Below are 13952 nucleotides of genomic sequence, written 5' to 3'. Positions count from 1 at the left end.
GGGCGGGACGATCACAGCTTGTACGTGGACAGCAGGATGCTGGTTTCGGTGCGCGCGATGCCCGGCGTGAGCCGAATGCGCGTGAGCGCCAGGTCGAATTCCTCCAGGCTCTGCGCATGCAGCTCGGCCACGATGTCCCAGCGGCCGTTGGTACTGTGCAGCGCGCCGACCAGCGGCTCTCCACGCAGGGCGCGAATCACGTCAGGCGCCGCGTTCCCTTGCACTGCAATGCTCATCCAGGCGCGGATCCGGTGGGGCTCCGACTCGGGGCGCAGCCGCACGGTGTAGCCGACGATGACGCCCTCTTCCTCCAGCCGGCGCAGGCGGTTCTGAACGGTGCCGCGGGCCACGCGCAGACGTACGGCGAGCGCCGCCACCGGCATGCGGGCATCCGCACGCAGCAGCGCAATGATCTCGCGGTCGACGTCGTCCATGTTGCGCATAGTGCCACGGGTTGCTGGCGAAACGCCAGTTTTCCGCGCTTATTGAGCAGTTTGTAGGCTGGCCGCAAGCGCAGGGCCTGTCCACAATGGGGAAACACGTTGGACCGACACCATGACACGCCTCATTGATTTGCCGACCCTTGCTGCCTTCGTGCATGAACGGGGTGCCGCACGCTGCATGACCGAGCTGGCGACCGAGCTTCGCGCCGACTTCCTGCGTTGGGAGTCTTTTGACAAGTCCGCCCGCACGGCCAGCCACAGCCCGCGCGGCGTGATTGAGCTGATGCCCGTGGCTGACGATGCGCTTTACAGCTTCAAGTATGTGAACGGCCATCCCGGCAACCCTGCCAGCGGACTGCCCACAGTGATGGCCTTCGGCGTGCTGGCGGAGGTCCGTACCGGCTATCCGCTGCTGCTGTCGGAGCTGACGCTGACCACGGCGCTGCGCACCGCTGCCACGTCGGCGCTGGCGGCGCAGGCGCTTGCACGACCCGGCAGCCGCCGCATGGCGCTGGTTGGCAACGGGGCGCAGGCGGAGTTCCAGGCCCTGGCCTTCCACGCGTTGCTGGGCATCCGCGAACTGCGGGTGTACGACACCGACCCCGCCGCCACCGACAAGCTGGTGCGCAACCTGGCGCACGTCGATGGCCTCACCGTGGAGCGCGCCGCCAGCACGGCCGAGGCCGTGCGCGGCGCGGACATCGTGACCACGGTCACCGCCGACAAGAGCCGCGCCACCATCCTCACTCCCGCGATGGTGGAGCCCGGCATGCACCTGAATGCCGTGGGTGGCGACTGCCCCGGCAAAACCGAACTGCACCCCGATGTGCTGCGCGGGGCGCGCGTGGTCGTGGAATACGAGCCGCAAAGTCGCGTGGAGGGCGAGATCCAGCAATTGCCCGCGGACCATCCCGTTACCGAGCTTTGGCGGGTACTGCGCGGCGACGCGCCGGGGCGCACGCGGGCCGACGAAGTCACGGTGTTTGATTCCGTGGGCTTTGCGCTGGAGGACTACTCCGCACTGCGCTACCTGTACCAGCAGGCCCAGGCGCGCGGCCTGGGCGTGGATGTGGAGCTGGTGCCCACAGACGACCCCAAGGACCTGTTCGGCCGCACGCGCGGTGCGAGCGTCCAAGGCCGCACGCGGCTGCGGCGCGTGGCTTGACCGCCTCAAGCCAAATCAGGCTCTAACGCCCATCCATCAAGCGCTAGCAGCTATCAAAATAAAAGCAAAAGGCGCCAATGGCGCCTTTTGCCCTTTTGCCCTTTTGCCCTTTTGCCCTTTTGCTTTTGTACGCCACCCGGGCAAGCCTGGGCCACGGCCCATCCCACTGGCGCGCCCCGGACCATGGCAGCCGTGGGCCGGGCTCTGCCCTGCCGCCGGCTGCGCCCCCTCCTGCAGCGCAGCGCTGCGAGTGTGGGGGAAGGCGCGAAGCGCCTCAGGGGGTATGCGGAATCAATGCTGCAGGATCTTGTTGAGGAAGTCCTTGGTGCGCGGCTGGCGCGCCTCGGGGTTGCCGAAGAATTCCTCCTTCGAGCAGTCCTCCAGGATCTTGCCGCCCACGTCCATGAAGATCACGCGGTTGCTCACCTTGCGCGCGAAGCCCATCTCGTGCGTCACGCACATCATGGTCATGCCCTCCTGGGCCAGGCCCACCATGACATCCAACACCTCGCCCACCATTTCGGGGTCCAGGGCCGAGGTCGGCTCGTCGAACAGCATCACGATGGGGTCCATCGACAGTGCGCGTGCGATCGCCACGCGCTGCTGCTGACCGCCCGACAGCTGGCCGGGGAACTTGTCCTTGTGCGCCGTCAAGCCCACGCGCTCCAGCATCTTCAGGCCGCGCGCCTTGGCGTCGGTGGGGTTGCGGCCCAGCACCTTGATCTGCGCGATGGTCAGGTTCTCGGTCACCGACAGGTGGGGGAACAGCTCGAAGTGCTGGAACACCATCCCCACGCGGCTGCGCAGCTTGGGCAGGTCCGTCTTGGGATCGTGCACGGCCACGCCGTCCACGAAGATCTCGCCCTTCTGGAAGGGCTCCAGCGCGTTGATGGTCTTGATGAGGGTGGACTTGCCGGAGCCGGAGGGCCCGCAGACCACCACCACCTCACCCTTCTGGATGTTCGTGGAGCAGTCCGTGAGCACCTGGAAGCTGCCGTACCACTTGGAAACGTTCTTCAATTCAATCATTGCAATTCCTTGGAACGCCGCTTCAGCGAATGATGGCGATCTTCTTGTGCAGGCGCTTGACCAGCCAGGACAGCGCGTAGCAGAGGATGAAATAGACCACGGCCGCGGCCAGGTAGGCCTCGATCGGGCGGCCATAGTTCTTGCCCGCGATCTCGAAGCCCTTGAGCATGTCGTAGGCACCGATGGCGTACACCAGCGACGTGTCCTGGAACAGGATGATGGTCTGCGTGAGCAGCACCGGCAGCATGTTGCGGAAGGCCTGCGGCAGCACCACTAGGCGCATGTTCTGCCCGTAGGTCATGCCCAGCGCCTGCCCCGCGAACACCTGGCCGCGCGGGATGGACTGGATGCCTGCGCGCATGATCTCGCTGAAGTAGGCGGCTTCGAAGGCGATGAAGGTCACCACGGCCGACACCTCGGCGCCGATGGGGCGACCGATGATCATGGGCACCAGCAGGAAGAACCACAGGATCACCATCACCAGGGGAATCGAGCGCATGCCGTTGACATAGATGGTGGCCGGCACGTCCAGCCACTTCTTGCCCGACAGGCGCATGAGCGCCAGCACCGTGCCCAGCAGGATGCCGCCCACGGTGGCGATCACCGTCAGCACCAGGCTGAAGTACAGCCCCTTGATCACGAAGTTGCTGAACAGCTCCCAGGTGAAGAAGGACCAATCGATATTCAGATTCATATCAGTGTCCTCCCCCGCCTGCGGCAATCAGGCCCGGCACCCGCGTGCGCTTTTCGATGAACGCCATGATGCGGTTGATGGCAAAGGCCGAGATGATGTACAGCGCCGTGACGGCCAGGTACACCTCGATGCCGCGTGAAGTCTCTTCCTGCGCCTGCATGGCAAACATGGTCAGCTCGGCCACCGAAACGGCAAACGCCACCGACGAGTTCTTGAACACGTTCATGGTCTCGCTGGTGAGCGGCGGGATGATGATGCGAAACGCCATCGGCAGCAGCACGTAGCGGTAGTACTGGAACGTGGTGAAGCCCAGCGCCATGCCCGCATAGCGCTGGCCGCGCGGCAGCGCCTGAATGCCCGAGCGCACCTGCTCGGCGATACGCGCCGAGGTGAAAAAGCCCAGCGCAAACACCACCAGCACGAAGCCCGGCAGCGACTTCATGGCCGGGAAAATCGACGGCACCACGTGGTACCACACAAAGATGTGCACCAGCAGCGGAATGTTGCGAAACAGCTCGACCCAGGCGTTGCCCAGGCGCACCGTCCATGGACGGCCTTCCAGCGTGCGCAGCGTGCCGACCAGCGAACCGACCACCAGCGCAACGGCCAGCGACAGCAAGGAAACGGATACCGTCCAGCCCCAGGCTGACAGCATCCAGTCGAGGTAGGTGATGTCGCCGTTCTTGCCGAAGCAGCTTTGACCGACCTCTTGGGTAATGGTGTCCTGGCAGAACACCTGCCAATCCCAATTCATAGGAGCACCCCTTCTATTCTTCGATCCGTGTTGCCGCGGCGGCACATGGCGGCGCTGGCGCAACAACAAAAAACGCCCCTTCGGGCCCAGAGGCCGAAGGGGCGATGCAATGCAAGCCGATTACTTGACTTCGTACGACTCCATGGGCTTGTCGTTGGGGTGGGCCCATGCGTTCTTCGTAGCTTCGGACAGCGGCAGGCCGATCTTCACGTTGGCCGGCGGGATGGGTTGCATGAACCACTTGTCGTACAGCTTGGCCAGGCTGCCATCTGCGATCTGGCGCTTGATGGAATCGTCCACGGCCTTCTTGAAGGCGGGGTCGTCCTTGCGCAGCATGCAGGCAATGGGCTCCACCGACAGCACTTCACCCACGATCTTGAAATCGGCAGGGTTCTTGGACTTGGAGATGTTGGCCGCCAGGATGGAGCCGTCCATGATGAAGGCGTCGGCACGGCCCGTCTCCAGCATCAGGAAGCTGTCGGCGTGGTCCTTGCCCATGACTTCCTTGAAAGTCAGGCCATCGGCGCGCTTGTTCTTGCGCAGCGTCTGCACCGACGTCGTGCCGGTGGTGGTGACGATGGTCTTGCCGTTCAGGTCCTTGATGCCGGTAATGCCCGACTTGGCGTTCACGGCGATGCGCACTTCTTCCACGTAGGTGGTCACGGCGAAGGCCACGTCCTTCTGGCGTGCGGTGTTGTTGGTGGTGGAGCCGCACTCGATGTCCACCGTGCCGTTGGTCACCAGCGGAATGCGGTTCTGCGAGGTCACCGGCTGGTACTTGATCTCCATGTTGGCCAGGCCCAGCTGCTTCTGGATGTCGGCCAGGATGCGCTCACCCATCTCGGTGTGGAAGCCCACGTACTTGCCGTTGCCCAGGGTGTAGCCCAGGCCCGAGGACTCGCGCACGCCCAGCGTCACGGCACCCGTAGATTTGATCTTGGCCAGGGTGTCGTTGGCCTGTGCGAACGCGCTACCAGCGGCCAGGACGGTAATGGCTGCGGCCAGCAAATGCTTCTTCATGAATATCTCCTTGTGGGTGAAGCGAAAAGCGAAGTGTATTGAAATCGAACGACCGTTCTGAGGAACCGATGGCGGTCAAGCCACACCCTGCGGCACGTTCAAGACAGGGGCGTATTGTGGGTTCAGAAGGGGACCTGATCGGTAGGGTATTTCCAGAAGTCCCGCAGCAGGTAGCTCACGGGCAGGTTCAGCGCACGGTGGGTAGGCGCAATGGGCTGCATGAACCACTTGTCGTAGATGGCGTTGATCTCATTGCTCACGATCAGGCGGCGCATCTCCTCGTCCACCAACTTCTTGAACTCGGGATCGTTCTTGGGAAGCATGATCGCCAGCGGCTCAGTGGTGACGAAGCGGCCCACCACCTTCAGCGCCTTGGGGTCGGGGCGGTTGGCCGCCAGGCCATACAACAGCACATCGTCCATCACGAAGGCGTCGGCTTGGCCCTTCTCCACCATGACCACCGCGGCCTCATGGTCGGGCGCCTCCACCAGCTGGATGCGCATCAGCCGTTCGCGGTTGGCCTGCTCGGCCGCTTTGTAGGGCGTCGTGCCTTTGGTGGACACGAGCTTCTTGCCTTCCAGATCCTCCATGCGCGTCACCGTGCTGGCCGCGGGCACCAGCAGGCGCGCACCCGTGATGAAGTGCGGAATGGTGAAGGCCACATCCTTGCGGCGCTCGGCGTTGTTGGTGGTGGAGCCGCATTCCATATCGGCCTTGCCGGTCTTCACCATCTCAATGCGATTGGCGGGTGTCACCTGCACCAACTGCACCGGCATGTTCTTCATGCCGGTCTTCTTGCGCACCACTTCGGCGATATGCAGGCACAGGTCCAGGGCGTAGCCCATGGGCTTGCCCTCGTGCACGTACGAAAACGGCACCGACGATTCACGGTGCGCCAGCACCAGCGGTCCGCCGCCGCGCACACGCTCCAGCACCCCTTGGGCTTGCGCGCCCACGGCGCAGCACAGCGCCACCGCGGCGCCCAGCGCCTTCCATCCTTGCTTGCAATTCATTCAGAGAATCTCCCTTGTGCATGGCTTAGCAATCTCCGCACCAGGTGCGCACCATGTTTCGGTGCGACCGTGCGTTGCCACATTTAGTTTCAAAGACTGTAATGTCGCGTGACCACGCAATCCAATGCCAGGGATGTGGGTTTGCATGCAAGACTCGCATGCCAAGTGTGGTGCGCTCGCGTCAGATGGGGTTCTGTCCGGCGCGCGTCTGCAGGTACGTCCACAGGGACTGGGCCAGGCCCTTGGCCGGCTCCTTGCGCGAGGGCTTTTCGCGGTAGGCGCGCACTTCCATCACCATCTGCAGGTCCTGCGCGTCGGGCGGCGCCGCGCTCAGGAGCTTGCGCGAACGCAGTTCCTTCTTCACCGCGCTATAGGGCAAGAAGGCGACGCCGTGTCCTTCCAGCGCCATGGCCTTCAGGCCTTCGGCCATATCCGTTTCGTACACGCGGTCCAAGTGGATGGCCGTCCCCGCCTGCTTGAGGATCAGCTCCGTCACGCGCCCCAAGTAGGCCCCTGGCGCATACCCCAGGTAGGGCAGCGGCTCGCCAGGCCGGCCCGGCAGGCAAAACAGCGGCTGACCATCCGCGCCCGCCTTGGCGTAGGGGGCCAGGACCTCCTGCCCCAGCGTCACCATCTCGTAGCGGTCCGGGTCCAGTTGCAGGGGCTGCGATGGATGGTGGTAGGAGATGAGCAGATCGCAGCCGCCCTCCACGAGGCGCATCACCGCGTCGTGCACGTTCAGGGCGATCAGTCGGCTTTTGAGCGGGCCGAAGTCCGCCCGCAGCGCCGACACCCAGGCCGGGAAAAAAGTGAACGCCAGCGTATGCGGCACGGCGAACTCGATCATGTCGGTGCCCGCGCTGGTGTGCGCGCGCAGCATGGCGCGCGTGTTCTGCAGCGCCTGCAGCACCTCCAGCGCCTGGTCGTACAGCGTGTTGCCCGCGGCCGTCAGCCGCGTGGGGTAGGAACTGCGGTCCACCAGATCGGTGCCGGCCCAGGCCTCCAGCGCCTGGATGCGCCGCGAAAAAGCGGGCTGTGTCACATGGCGCAATTGCGCCGAGCGGCTGAAGCTGCGCGTTTCTGCCAGGCTGACGAAGTCTTCGAGCCATTTGGTTTCCATGGCCCGCATTATCGATGCGCCCAGGCAGGCCTTCTCCCCCTGTTGAGCGCGACTGGGCCGCCCCAGCACCCTCCTGGGGAACACCCTGCGGCGGAGCACCGTACGTTTGATTGCAAAATAGGCCCTCTCGCGCCCACAGCGCAATCCTTCGACCAGGCCCCTGGTGCACAACACCGGAGGGCAGAGCGGCCAGCCTTTCATGTTCGACTTTTCTGTTCTCTGCCCCCATGTCCTCCCTACCTACCCCCGGGCCGGCCGACGATGCCGCCCCGGATGGCGCGCGCGTCTCTAGCGCCCCCGCCTCCAGCGAACCCCGTTCCCTGCGCATCGAGGACTGGCTCACCGTCATCGTCATGGCGCTGCTGGCGCTGATCACGTTTGCCAACGTGCTCGTGCGCTATTTCACCAATTCGTCCTTTGCCTGGACCGAGGAGCTCTCGGTCTTCCTGATGATCGTGCTGGCCCTGGTGGCTGGCTCTGCCGCCGTGGCGCGCGACCGCCACATCCGCATCGAATTCTTCTGCGACAGCGGCTCCGCAGCCCGCCGCCGCCGGTTGGCGCAACTTGGCGCACTGCTGGTGGCCGTGCTGTTCGCGGTGATCGCCGTGCTCAGCGTGCGCGTGGTCTGGGACGACTACCGCTTTGAAGAAACCTCGCCCGGCATCGGCGTGCCGCAGTGGTGGTACTCGGTCTGGCTGCCCATCCTCTCGCTGCTCATCACCTGGCGCGCCATTGGCCTGCTGATCCGCCGCACGCGCCAGCCGGACGTGGAGTTTCTCGGCAATGACGCAGACGACAACGGAGAGCGCCAGCCATGATCGCCACGCTGCTCTTCGTCGCCTTCCTGGTGCTGATGTTTGTGGGTGTGCCCATCGGTGCCGCCCTGGGGTTGGCCGGCGCCGCCGCCATTGCGCTGGCCAATGCCGAGACGCAATGGTTTGGCCTGCTCGCCGTGCCGCAAAACTTCTACGCAGGGCTGGGCAAGTACCCGCTGCTGGCGATTCCCATGTTCGTGCTGGTGGGCTCGATCTTCGACCGTTCGGGAGTGGCGCTGCGCCTGGTGAACTTTGCTGTGTCCATGGTCGGGCGCGGACCGGGCATGCTGCCGCTGGTGGCGATTGCCGTGGCCATGTTCCTGGGCGGCATCTCCGGCTCGGGACCGGCCAACGCGGCCGCCGTGGGCGGGGTGATGATCGCGGCCATGAGCCGCGCGGGCTACCCCGGCAGCTTCTCGGCGAGTGTGGTGGGGGCGGCCGCAGCCACGGACATCCTCATCCCGCCTTCGGTGGCGTTCATCATCTATTCGGTGCTGGTGCCCGGGGCCTCGGTGCCGGCCTTGTTCGCGGCGGGCATGGTGCCGGGCGTGCTGGCGGGCATTGCGCTCATCGTGCCGGCCGTGTGGATGGCGCGCCGCCACCGCATGGGCCACCTGGAAGCCGACATGCCCCGCCCGCCGTTCTGGCGCAGCCTGCGCGAAGCCTCCTGGGGCCTGGCCGCGCCGGTGCTGATCCTGGGCGGCATGCGCGCGGGCTGGTTCACACCCACCGAGGCCGCCGTGGTGGCCGTGTTCTACGGCCTGTTCGTGGGCATGGTGATCCACCGCACCATTCAGGTGCGCGACCTGTTCACCATCCTGCGCGAAGCGGGCGAGCTGTCGGCCGTGATCCTGATCGTGGTGTCGCTGGCGGGCATCTTCGCGTTCTCACTGTCCACACTGGGCGTGATCGACCCGGTGGCCAACGCCATCGTGAACTCCGGCCTGGGCGAATACGGCGTGCTGGCGCTTTTGATCCTGCTGCTCATCACCGTGGGCATGTTCCTGGACGGCATCTCGATCTTCCTGATCTTCGTGCCGCTCTTGCTGCCCATCATGCAGCACTACCAGTGGAACCCGGTGTGGTTCGGCGTGATCCTCACCCTGAAGGTCGCACTGGGCCAGTTCACGCCGCCGCTGGCCGTGAACCTGATGGTCAGCTGCCGCATCGCAGGCGTGCGCATGGAGTCCACCGTGCGCTGGGTCGGCCCCATGCTGCTGGCCATGTTCCTGGTGATGGTGGCCGTGATCGCCTTCCCGCAGCTGGCCCTGTGGCTGCCTGCCCAGCTGGGCTATTGATTCGTTCGCATTTTTTCCAAGGAGACCTGTCCCATGAAACTTCGCACTTTCCTCACTTCCGCCGTCGCCGCTGCTGCGGCCCTTGCCTTCGGCACACCCGCGCTGGCGCAGAACTACAAGAGCGAATACCGCATGTCGCTGGTACTGGGCACCGCCTTCCCGTGGGGCAAGGGCGGCGAGATCTGGGCACAGAAGGTCAAGGAGAAAACCCAGGGCCGCATCAACATCAAGCTCTACCCGGGCGTGTCGCTGATCCAGGGCGACCAGACACGTGAGTTTTCCGCGCTGCGCCAGGGCGTGATCGACATGGCCGTGGGGTCCACCATCAACTGGTCGCCCCAGGTGAAGGCGCTGAACCTGTTCTCGCTGCCCTTCCTGTTTCCCGACTACGCGGCTGTCGATGCGGTCACGCAGGGCGAAGTCGGCAAGAGCATCTTCCAGACGCTGGAAAAGGCCGGCGTGGTGCCACTGGCCTGGGGTGAGAACGGCTACCGCGAGATCAGCAACTCCAAGCACGCCATCAAGAGCCCCGCCGACCTCAAGGGTCTGAAGATCCGCGTGGTGGGCTCGCCCCTGTTCCTCGACACCTTCACCGCGCTGGGCGCCAACCCCACGCAGATGAGCTGGGCCGACGCGCAGCCCGCCATGGCCAGCGGCGCCGTGGACGGCCAGGAGAATCCCATCGCCGTGTACCAGGCCGCCAAGCTGCACACCGTGGCACAGAAGCACGTGACCATGTGGGGCTACATGAACGACCCGCTGATCTTCGTGGTGAACAAGGATGTGTGGAACAGCTGGACGCCCGCCGACCGCGAAGCCGTCAAGCAGGCCGCCATCGAAGCCGGCAAGGAAGAAATTGCCATCGCGCGCAAAGGCATGATCGAGGCCGACAAGCCCCTGCTCAAGGACATCGCCGCCAATGGCGTGACCGTGACGCAGCTGAGCCCCGCCGAGCGCGACGCCTTCGTGAAGGCCACGCGCCCCGTGTTCGAGAAGTGGAAGGGCCAGATCGGCGCCGACTTGGTAAGCGCAGCCGAGAAGGCGATTGCGGCGCGCAAGCAGTAATGGGGCAGTAATGGGGCGCCTTGCCCCCTAGCGCAGGCTCTGCCAGCGCTATCAAATCAAAAGCGGCTAGCGCCCTAACCACGGGCGCTAGCCGCTTTTTTACGCCTCACGCATCAGGGAACGGGATGCTTGACGGCATTCTTGGCCAGCTTGCGCCGCACGGCAACTTCCAGGTCCACGCCCGCGTGGTCCGCCAGCTGCAGCAGGTACAGCAGCACATCGGCCATCTCGTCGCCCACGCGCTCGTGAGCCGTGGCGTCCTGCGTGAAGGTGCGCGACTGCTCCGGCGTGAGCCACTGGAACAGTTCCTGCAGCTCGGCCGTCTCCACCATCAGCGCCATGGCCAGGTTCTTGGGCGTGTGAAAGGGCTGCCAGTCACGCGCGGCGGCGAAAGCGCGCAGCTCACGCTGCAGGGCGGCGATATCCATGCTCAACGCTCCATGCTTCCATCTTGATAGCTGTTTGCGCTTGCCACATAAGCGCTACAGCCCATTTTGACCATCATTTTTCTGCAGCGCCCACATGCGCGCGTAGTGCCCGCCGTGGGCCAGCAGCTGCGCGTGCGTGCCACGCTCGACGATACGGCCGGCCTCTATGACCAGGATCTCGTGCGCGTCCACCACGGTGGACAGGCGGTGGGCGATCACCAGGGTCGTCTTGTTCTGCGCGGCGCTGGCCAGCTCGGCCTGAATGGCACGCTCGTTGGCAGAGTCCAGGGCGCTGGTGGCCTCGTCGAAGATCAGGATGGGCGGGTTCTTGAGCAGCGTGCGCGCAATGGCCACGCGCTGTTTCTCGCCACCGCTGAGCTTCAGCCCGCGCTCGCCCACCATGGTGTCGTAGCCCTGGGGCTGGGCTGCGATGAAGGCATGGATATGCGCGGCACGCGCTGCCTGCTCGACCTCAGCCTGGCTGGCGCCGGTGCGGCCGTAGGCGATGTTGTAGGCCACGGTGTCGTTGAACAGCACCGTGTCCTGCGGCACGATGCCGATGGCGCGGCGCAGGCTGTCCTGCGTGACCGTCCGGATGTCCTGCCCCGCGATGGTGATGCGCCCGCCCTGCAGGTCATAGAAACGGTACAGCAGGCGGCTCAGGGTGCTCTTGCCTGCGCCCGAGGGGCCGACCACGGCAACAGTCTTGCCGGCGGGAATCGTGAAGCTCACCCCCTGCAATACGGGCCGTGCGGGGTCGTAGGCGAAGTGCACATCCTCGAAACGCACGGTAGGCGTGTGCAGGTCCGTCAGCGGCTGGGCGCCGGGCGCATCGGCCACCTCCTGCTCCCTGTCCATCAGCGTGAACATCTTGTCCAGGTCGGTCAGGTTCTGCCGGATTTCGCGGTAGATCACGCCCAGGAAGTTCAGCGGGATGTAGATCTGGATCATGAAGGCGTTGACCATGACCAGGTCGCCCAGCGTCATGCGCCCCGCGGCCACGCCCTCGGTGGCGCGCCACAGCATGGCCACCAGCCCCACAGCGATGATGAGCTGCTGCCCGCTGTTGAGCAGCCCCAGGGTACTGCGGCTCTTGAGCTGGGCCTGCCGCAATTGCTCCAGGCTTTCGTCGTAGCGGCGCGCCTCGAACTGCTCGTTGTTGAAGTACTTGACGGTCTCGTAGTTCAGCAGCGAATCGATGGCCTTGCTGTGCGCGGCCGAGTCGAATTGGTTCGCCTGGCGCCGGAACTGGATGCGCCACTGCGTCACGCCCACGGTGAAGGCGACGTACAGCACCAGCGCGGTGAGCGTGATGACGGCAAACCAGACGTCGAACTGGCGCGCCAGGATGAACAGCACCAGCAGTACCTCGACCAGCGTGGCGGCCAGGTTGAACAGCGCGAACGACACCAGCGACTCGATGCCGCGCACGCCGCGCTCGATGTCGCGCGTCATGCCGCCGGTCTGGCGCTCCAGGTGAAAGCGCAGGGACAGCGCATGCAGGTGCTCGAAGGTCTTGAGCGCGATGGCGCGCGCCGCGCCATGCGTGGCCTTGGCGAACACCAGCTCGCGCAACTCGTTGAACACCGAGTTGGCCAGGCGCAGCGCCCCGTAGGCCAGCAGCAGCCCCATGGGCACCACCAGCAGCGCCGTGGTGCTGCCGGCGGGCAGCGTCATGGCATCGACGAGCCTCTTGAGCAGTAGCGGCACCCCCACGTTGGCCAGCTTGGCGCCGACCATGAAGGCCATGGCCGCGACCACGCGCCATTTGTACTGCCACAGATAGGGCAGCAGGCGCTGCAGGGTGGCCCGGTCGGAACGAACGCGTGGGCTGTCGGAGGCGATGGCTTCGCCGTAGCGGCGCATGATGGACAATCCGTGGAGTCAAGCAAAACCAAAGATTGTGCCCATGTCCCAGGATCGCCCCGCCTCCCACAGCCAGTTGCCCGCCGACAAGGAACTGGTACTCAAGGTGATACCCATGCCCGCCGACACCAACGGCAATGGCGACATCTTCGGCGGCTGGGTCATGGCGCAGGTGGATCTGGCCGGCTCCGTGCTGCCCGCGCGGTACATCCGCGGCCGCATGGCCACGGTGGCGGTGAACGAATTCATCTTCAAACAGCCCGTGCGCGTGGGCGACCTGCTGTCGTTCTTTGCCGAAGTCACGCGCATCGGCAACACCTCCATGACCGTGCAGGTGGAGGTCTATGCCGAGCACATCCGCACCCAGGGCAGCTACGTGAAGGTGACCGAGGCGTCGCTGACCTATGTGGCCATCGACGAGAACGGCCGCCCGCGCCCCATTCAGAAGCCGGGCGACGAAAGCGTCGCACCGTAAAAAAAACGGGAGCGCCTCACGGCCTCCCGCTGGCGGCGATGGGTGTGCCGGCGTCAGGCCGCGGCCAGCGCGGCCGAGGATGCGGCAGACGACGAACCCGAGGCCGCGCTCATGCGCGCGCCACCACCCAGGCCCACCTCGATCTCGCCGGAGAGCTGGCCACCCTCTTCGATCACCACCTTGCCGTAGCGGATCTTGCCGCTCACCTTGCCGGTGCTGAAGATCACCAGCTTCTGGCGCACGGTGAGCGTGCCGTCGAACTCGCCGTGGATTTCGGCAATGTCGATCTCGGCGGAGCCGCGGAACGCGCCCTGCTCGGTGATCTGGATCACGCGCGAATCCATGGTGGCCTCCACCGTGCCTTCCACGACGAGGGTGTCGCAATCGGTGATCTCCACACCCTTGAGCTTGATGTTGGGGCCCACGGTCAGCTTGCTGCCGCTGCCCTCGGCCGTGGCGCTGGAGGCCGTGGACACAGCAGTTCTGGTTGCGGGAGCGGCGGTTGGGGTGCTTGTGGTGGTGGTGGTGCCGCCTAGCGCTGACGAAGGCTGGCGGGATTGGAAAGTGTCGGGTTCGCGTTTGCCAAAGAAGGGGTTTTGCACGGCCATCGGATCGGATCTCCTAGAAAAGACCCGCAGATGCTAGGAGTTGCCACAGATCAAAACCGCCCCTGTTACGCAAGAACGGTAACCAAACCGTTCGATGGTTGCATGCACTTGCAGGGCTTGCAGCAGCACACAGCGCGTATCCCCCAAACGGCGCGTGCC

At 65.1% G+C, this 13952-nt stretch carries 15 protein-coding genes; 5 read left to right on the top strand and 10 right to left on the bottom strand.

The window, feature by feature from the left end; genetic code table 11:
* Positions 1-11 precede the first annotated feature (11 nt).
* Complete coding sequence (locus tag DTPSY_RS02935) at positions 12-443, bottom strand: Lrp/AsnC family transcriptional regulator (protein ID WP_012655610.1); 432 nt, start codon at positions 441-443, stop codon at positions 12-14.
* A 112-nt stretch (positions 444-555) separates the two neighbouring features.
* On the opposite strand from DTPSY_RS02935, the gene ocd reads away from it, so the two are divergent.
* Positions 556-1608: an ornithine cyclodeaminase gene (gene ocd, locus DTPSY_RS02930; RefSeq protein ID WP_012655609.1), complete on the top strand. Its 1053-nt coding sequence runs from the start codon at positions 556-558 to the stop codon at positions 1606-1608.
* A 291-nt stretch (positions 1609-1899) separates the two neighbouring features.
* On the opposite strand, the gene DTPSY_RS02925 is transcribed toward ocd, so the two are convergent.
* The 6 genes from DTPSY_RS02925 to DTPSY_RS02900 form a co-directional block, all read right to left on the bottom strand.
* A complete protein-coding gene (locus DTPSY_RS02925) occupies positions 1900-2637 on the bottom strand; it encodes an amino acid ABC transporter ATP-binding protein (RefSeq protein WP_011804066.1) in 738 nt (245 codons plus the stop codon).
* Between the two features lie 22 nt (positions 2638-2659).
* Positions 2660-3331, bottom strand: a complete 672-nt coding sequence (locus DTPSY_RS02920; protein ID WP_011804065.1) for an amino acid ABC transporter permease — start codon at positions 3329-3331, stop codon at positions 2660-2662.
* Between the two features lies 1 nt (position 3332).
* Positions 3333-4085: an amino acid ABC transporter permease gene (locus DTPSY_RS02915; RefSeq protein ID WP_011804064.1), complete on the bottom strand. Its 753-nt coding sequence runs from the start codon at positions 4083-4085 to the stop codon at positions 3333-3335.
* Positions 4086-4205: 120 nt separating this feature from the next.
* On the bottom strand, positions 4206-5105 hold the full coding sequence (locus DTPSY_RS02910; RefSeq protein ID WP_012655608.1) for a transporter substrate-binding domain-containing protein: 900 nt from the start codon (positions 5103-5105) through the stop codon (positions 4206-4208).
* Positions 5106-5227: 122 nt separating this feature from the next.
* Entirely contained in the window at positions 5228-6118 is an 891-nt protein-coding gene (locus tag DTPSY_RS02905) for an amino acid ABC transporter substrate-binding protein (RefSeq protein ID WP_012655607.1), read from the bottom strand.
* 181 nt (positions 6119-6299) lie between these two features.
* Positions 6300-7238, bottom strand: a complete 939-nt coding sequence (locus DTPSY_RS02900; protein WP_011804061.1) for a LysR family transcriptional regulator — start codon at positions 7236-7238, stop codon at positions 6300-6302.
* Between the two features lie 227 nt (positions 7239-7465).
* On the opposite strand from DTPSY_RS02900, the gene DTPSY_RS02895 reads away from it, so the two are divergent.
* From DTPSY_RS02895 to DTPSY_RS02885, 3 genes are read left to right on the top strand one after another with little or no spacing between them, the layout of a single operon-like run.
* Positions 7466-8056: a TRAP transporter small permease gene (locus DTPSY_RS02895; protein WP_012655605.1), complete on the top strand. Its 591-nt coding sequence runs from the start codon at positions 7466-7468 to the stop codon at positions 8054-8056.
* Entirely contained in the window at positions 8053-9351 is a 1299-nt protein-coding gene (locus DTPSY_RS02890) for a TRAP transporter large permease (RefSeq protein WP_012655604.1), read from the top strand. Before DTPSY_RS02895 ends, DTPSY_RS02890 begins: the two co-directional genes overlap by 4 nt.
* A 33-nt stretch (positions 9352-9384) precedes the next feature.
* Positions 9385-10416: a DctP family TRAP transporter solute-binding subunit gene (locus DTPSY_RS02885; RefSeq protein WP_012655603.1), complete on the top strand. Its 1032-nt coding sequence runs from the start codon at positions 9385-9387 to the stop codon at positions 10414-10416.
* Positions 10417-10529: 113 nt separating this feature from the next.
* On the opposite strand, the gene DTPSY_RS02880 is transcribed toward DTPSY_RS02885, so the two are convergent.
* Together DTPSY_RS02880 and DTPSY_RS02875 are read right to left on the bottom strand one after the other, a co-directional pair.
* A complete protein-coding gene (locus DTPSY_RS02880; protein ID WP_012655602.1) occupies positions 10530-10844 on the bottom strand; it encodes a nucleotide pyrophosphohydrolase in 315 nt (104 codons plus the stop codon).
* 54 nt (positions 10845-10898) lie between these two features.
* Positions 10899-12710: an ABCB family ABC transporter ATP-binding protein/permease gene (locus DTPSY_RS02875; protein WP_012655601.1), complete on the bottom strand. Its 1812-nt coding sequence runs from the start codon at positions 12708-12710 to the stop codon at positions 10899-10901.
* A 43-nt stretch (positions 12711-12753) separates the two neighbouring features.
* Here DTPSY_RS02875 and DTPSY_RS02870 point away from each other — a divergent pair, with 43 nt between their 5' ends.
* The gene (locus DTPSY_RS02870) at positions 12754-13185 is read left to right on the top strand and encodes an acyl-CoA thioesterase (RefSeq protein WP_041838784.1); all 432 of its coding nucleotides are present in this window, start codon (positions 12754-12756) and stop codon (positions 13183-13185) included.
* Positions 13186-13238: 53 nt separating this feature from the next.
* On the opposite strand, the gene DTPSY_RS02865 is transcribed toward DTPSY_RS02870, so the two are convergent.
* Complete coding sequence (locus tag DTPSY_RS02865; protein WP_012655599.1) at positions 13239-13793, bottom strand: bactofilin family protein; 555 nt, start codon at positions 13791-13793, stop codon at positions 13239-13241.
* Positions 13794-13952 lie beyond the last annotated feature (159 nt).

The organism is [Acidovorax] ebreus TPSY, from assembly GCF_000022305.1.
In the GTDB taxonomy this organism is placed as follows: Bacteria; Pseudomonadota; Gammaproteobacteria; order Burkholderiales; family Burkholderiaceae_C; genus Diaphorobacter; species Diaphorobacter nitroreducens.
Note: the sequence above shows the minus strand (reverse complement) of the source record. Positions and strands in the feature narration are given on the sequence as shown.

Coding starts and splice junctions, on each gene's coding strand:
- DTPSY_RS02935 (WP_012655610.1), bottom strand. CDS start 443: ATGCGCAACATGGACGACGTCGACCGCGAGATCATTGCGCTGCTGCGT.
- ocd (WP_012655609.1), top strand. CDS start 556: ATGACACGCCTCATTGATTTGCCGACCCTTGCTGCCTTCGTGCATGAA.
- DTPSY_RS02925 (WP_011804066.1), bottom strand. CDS start 2,637: ATGATTGAATTGAAGAACGTTTCCAAGTGGTACGGCAGCTTCCAGGTG.
- DTPSY_RS02920 (WP_011804065.1), bottom strand. CDS start 3,331: ATGAATCTGAATATCGATTGGTCCTTCTTCACCTGGGAGCTGTTCAGC.
- DTPSY_RS02915 (WP_011804064.1), bottom strand. CDS start 4,085: ATGAATTGGGATTGGCAGGTGTTCTGCCAGGACACCATTACCCAAGAG.
- DTPSY_RS02910 (WP_012655608.1), bottom strand. CDS start 5,105: ATGAAGAAGCATTTGCTGGCCGCAGCCATTACCGTCCTGGCCGCTGGT.
- DTPSY_RS02905 (WP_012655607.1), bottom strand. CDS start 6,118: ATGAATTGCAAGCAAGGATGGAAGGCGCTGGGCGCCGCGGTGGCGCTG.
- DTPSY_RS02900 (WP_011804061.1), bottom strand. CDS start 7,238: ATGGAAACCAAATGGCTCGAAGACTTCGTCAGCCTGGCAGAAACGCGC.
- DTPSY_RS02895 (WP_012655605.1), top strand. CDS start 7,466: ATGTCCTCCCTACCTACCCCCGGGCCGGCCGACGATGCCGCCCCGGAT.
- DTPSY_RS02890 (WP_012655604.1), top strand. CDS start 8,053: ATGATCGCCACGCTGCTCTTCGTCGCCTTCCTGGTGCTGATGTTTGTG.
- DTPSY_RS02885 (WP_012655603.1), top strand. CDS start 9,385: ATGAAACTTCGCACTTTCCTCACTTCCGCCGTCGCCGCTGCTGCGGCC.
- DTPSY_RS02880 (WP_012655602.1), bottom strand. CDS start 10,844: ATGGATATCGCCGCCCTGCAGCGTGAGCTGCGCGCTTTCGCCGCCGCG.
- DTPSY_RS02875 (WP_012655601.1), bottom strand. CDS start 12,710: ATGCGCCGCTACGGCGAAGCCATCGCCTCCGACAGCCCACGCGTTCGT.
- DTPSY_RS02870 (WP_041838784.1), top strand. CDS start 12,754: ATGTCCCAGGATCGCCCCGCCTCCCACAGCCAGTTGCCCGCCGACAAG.
- DTPSY_RS02865 (WP_012655599.1), bottom strand. CDS start 13,793: ATGGCCGTGCAAAACCCCTTCTTTGGCAAACGCGAACCCGACACTTTC.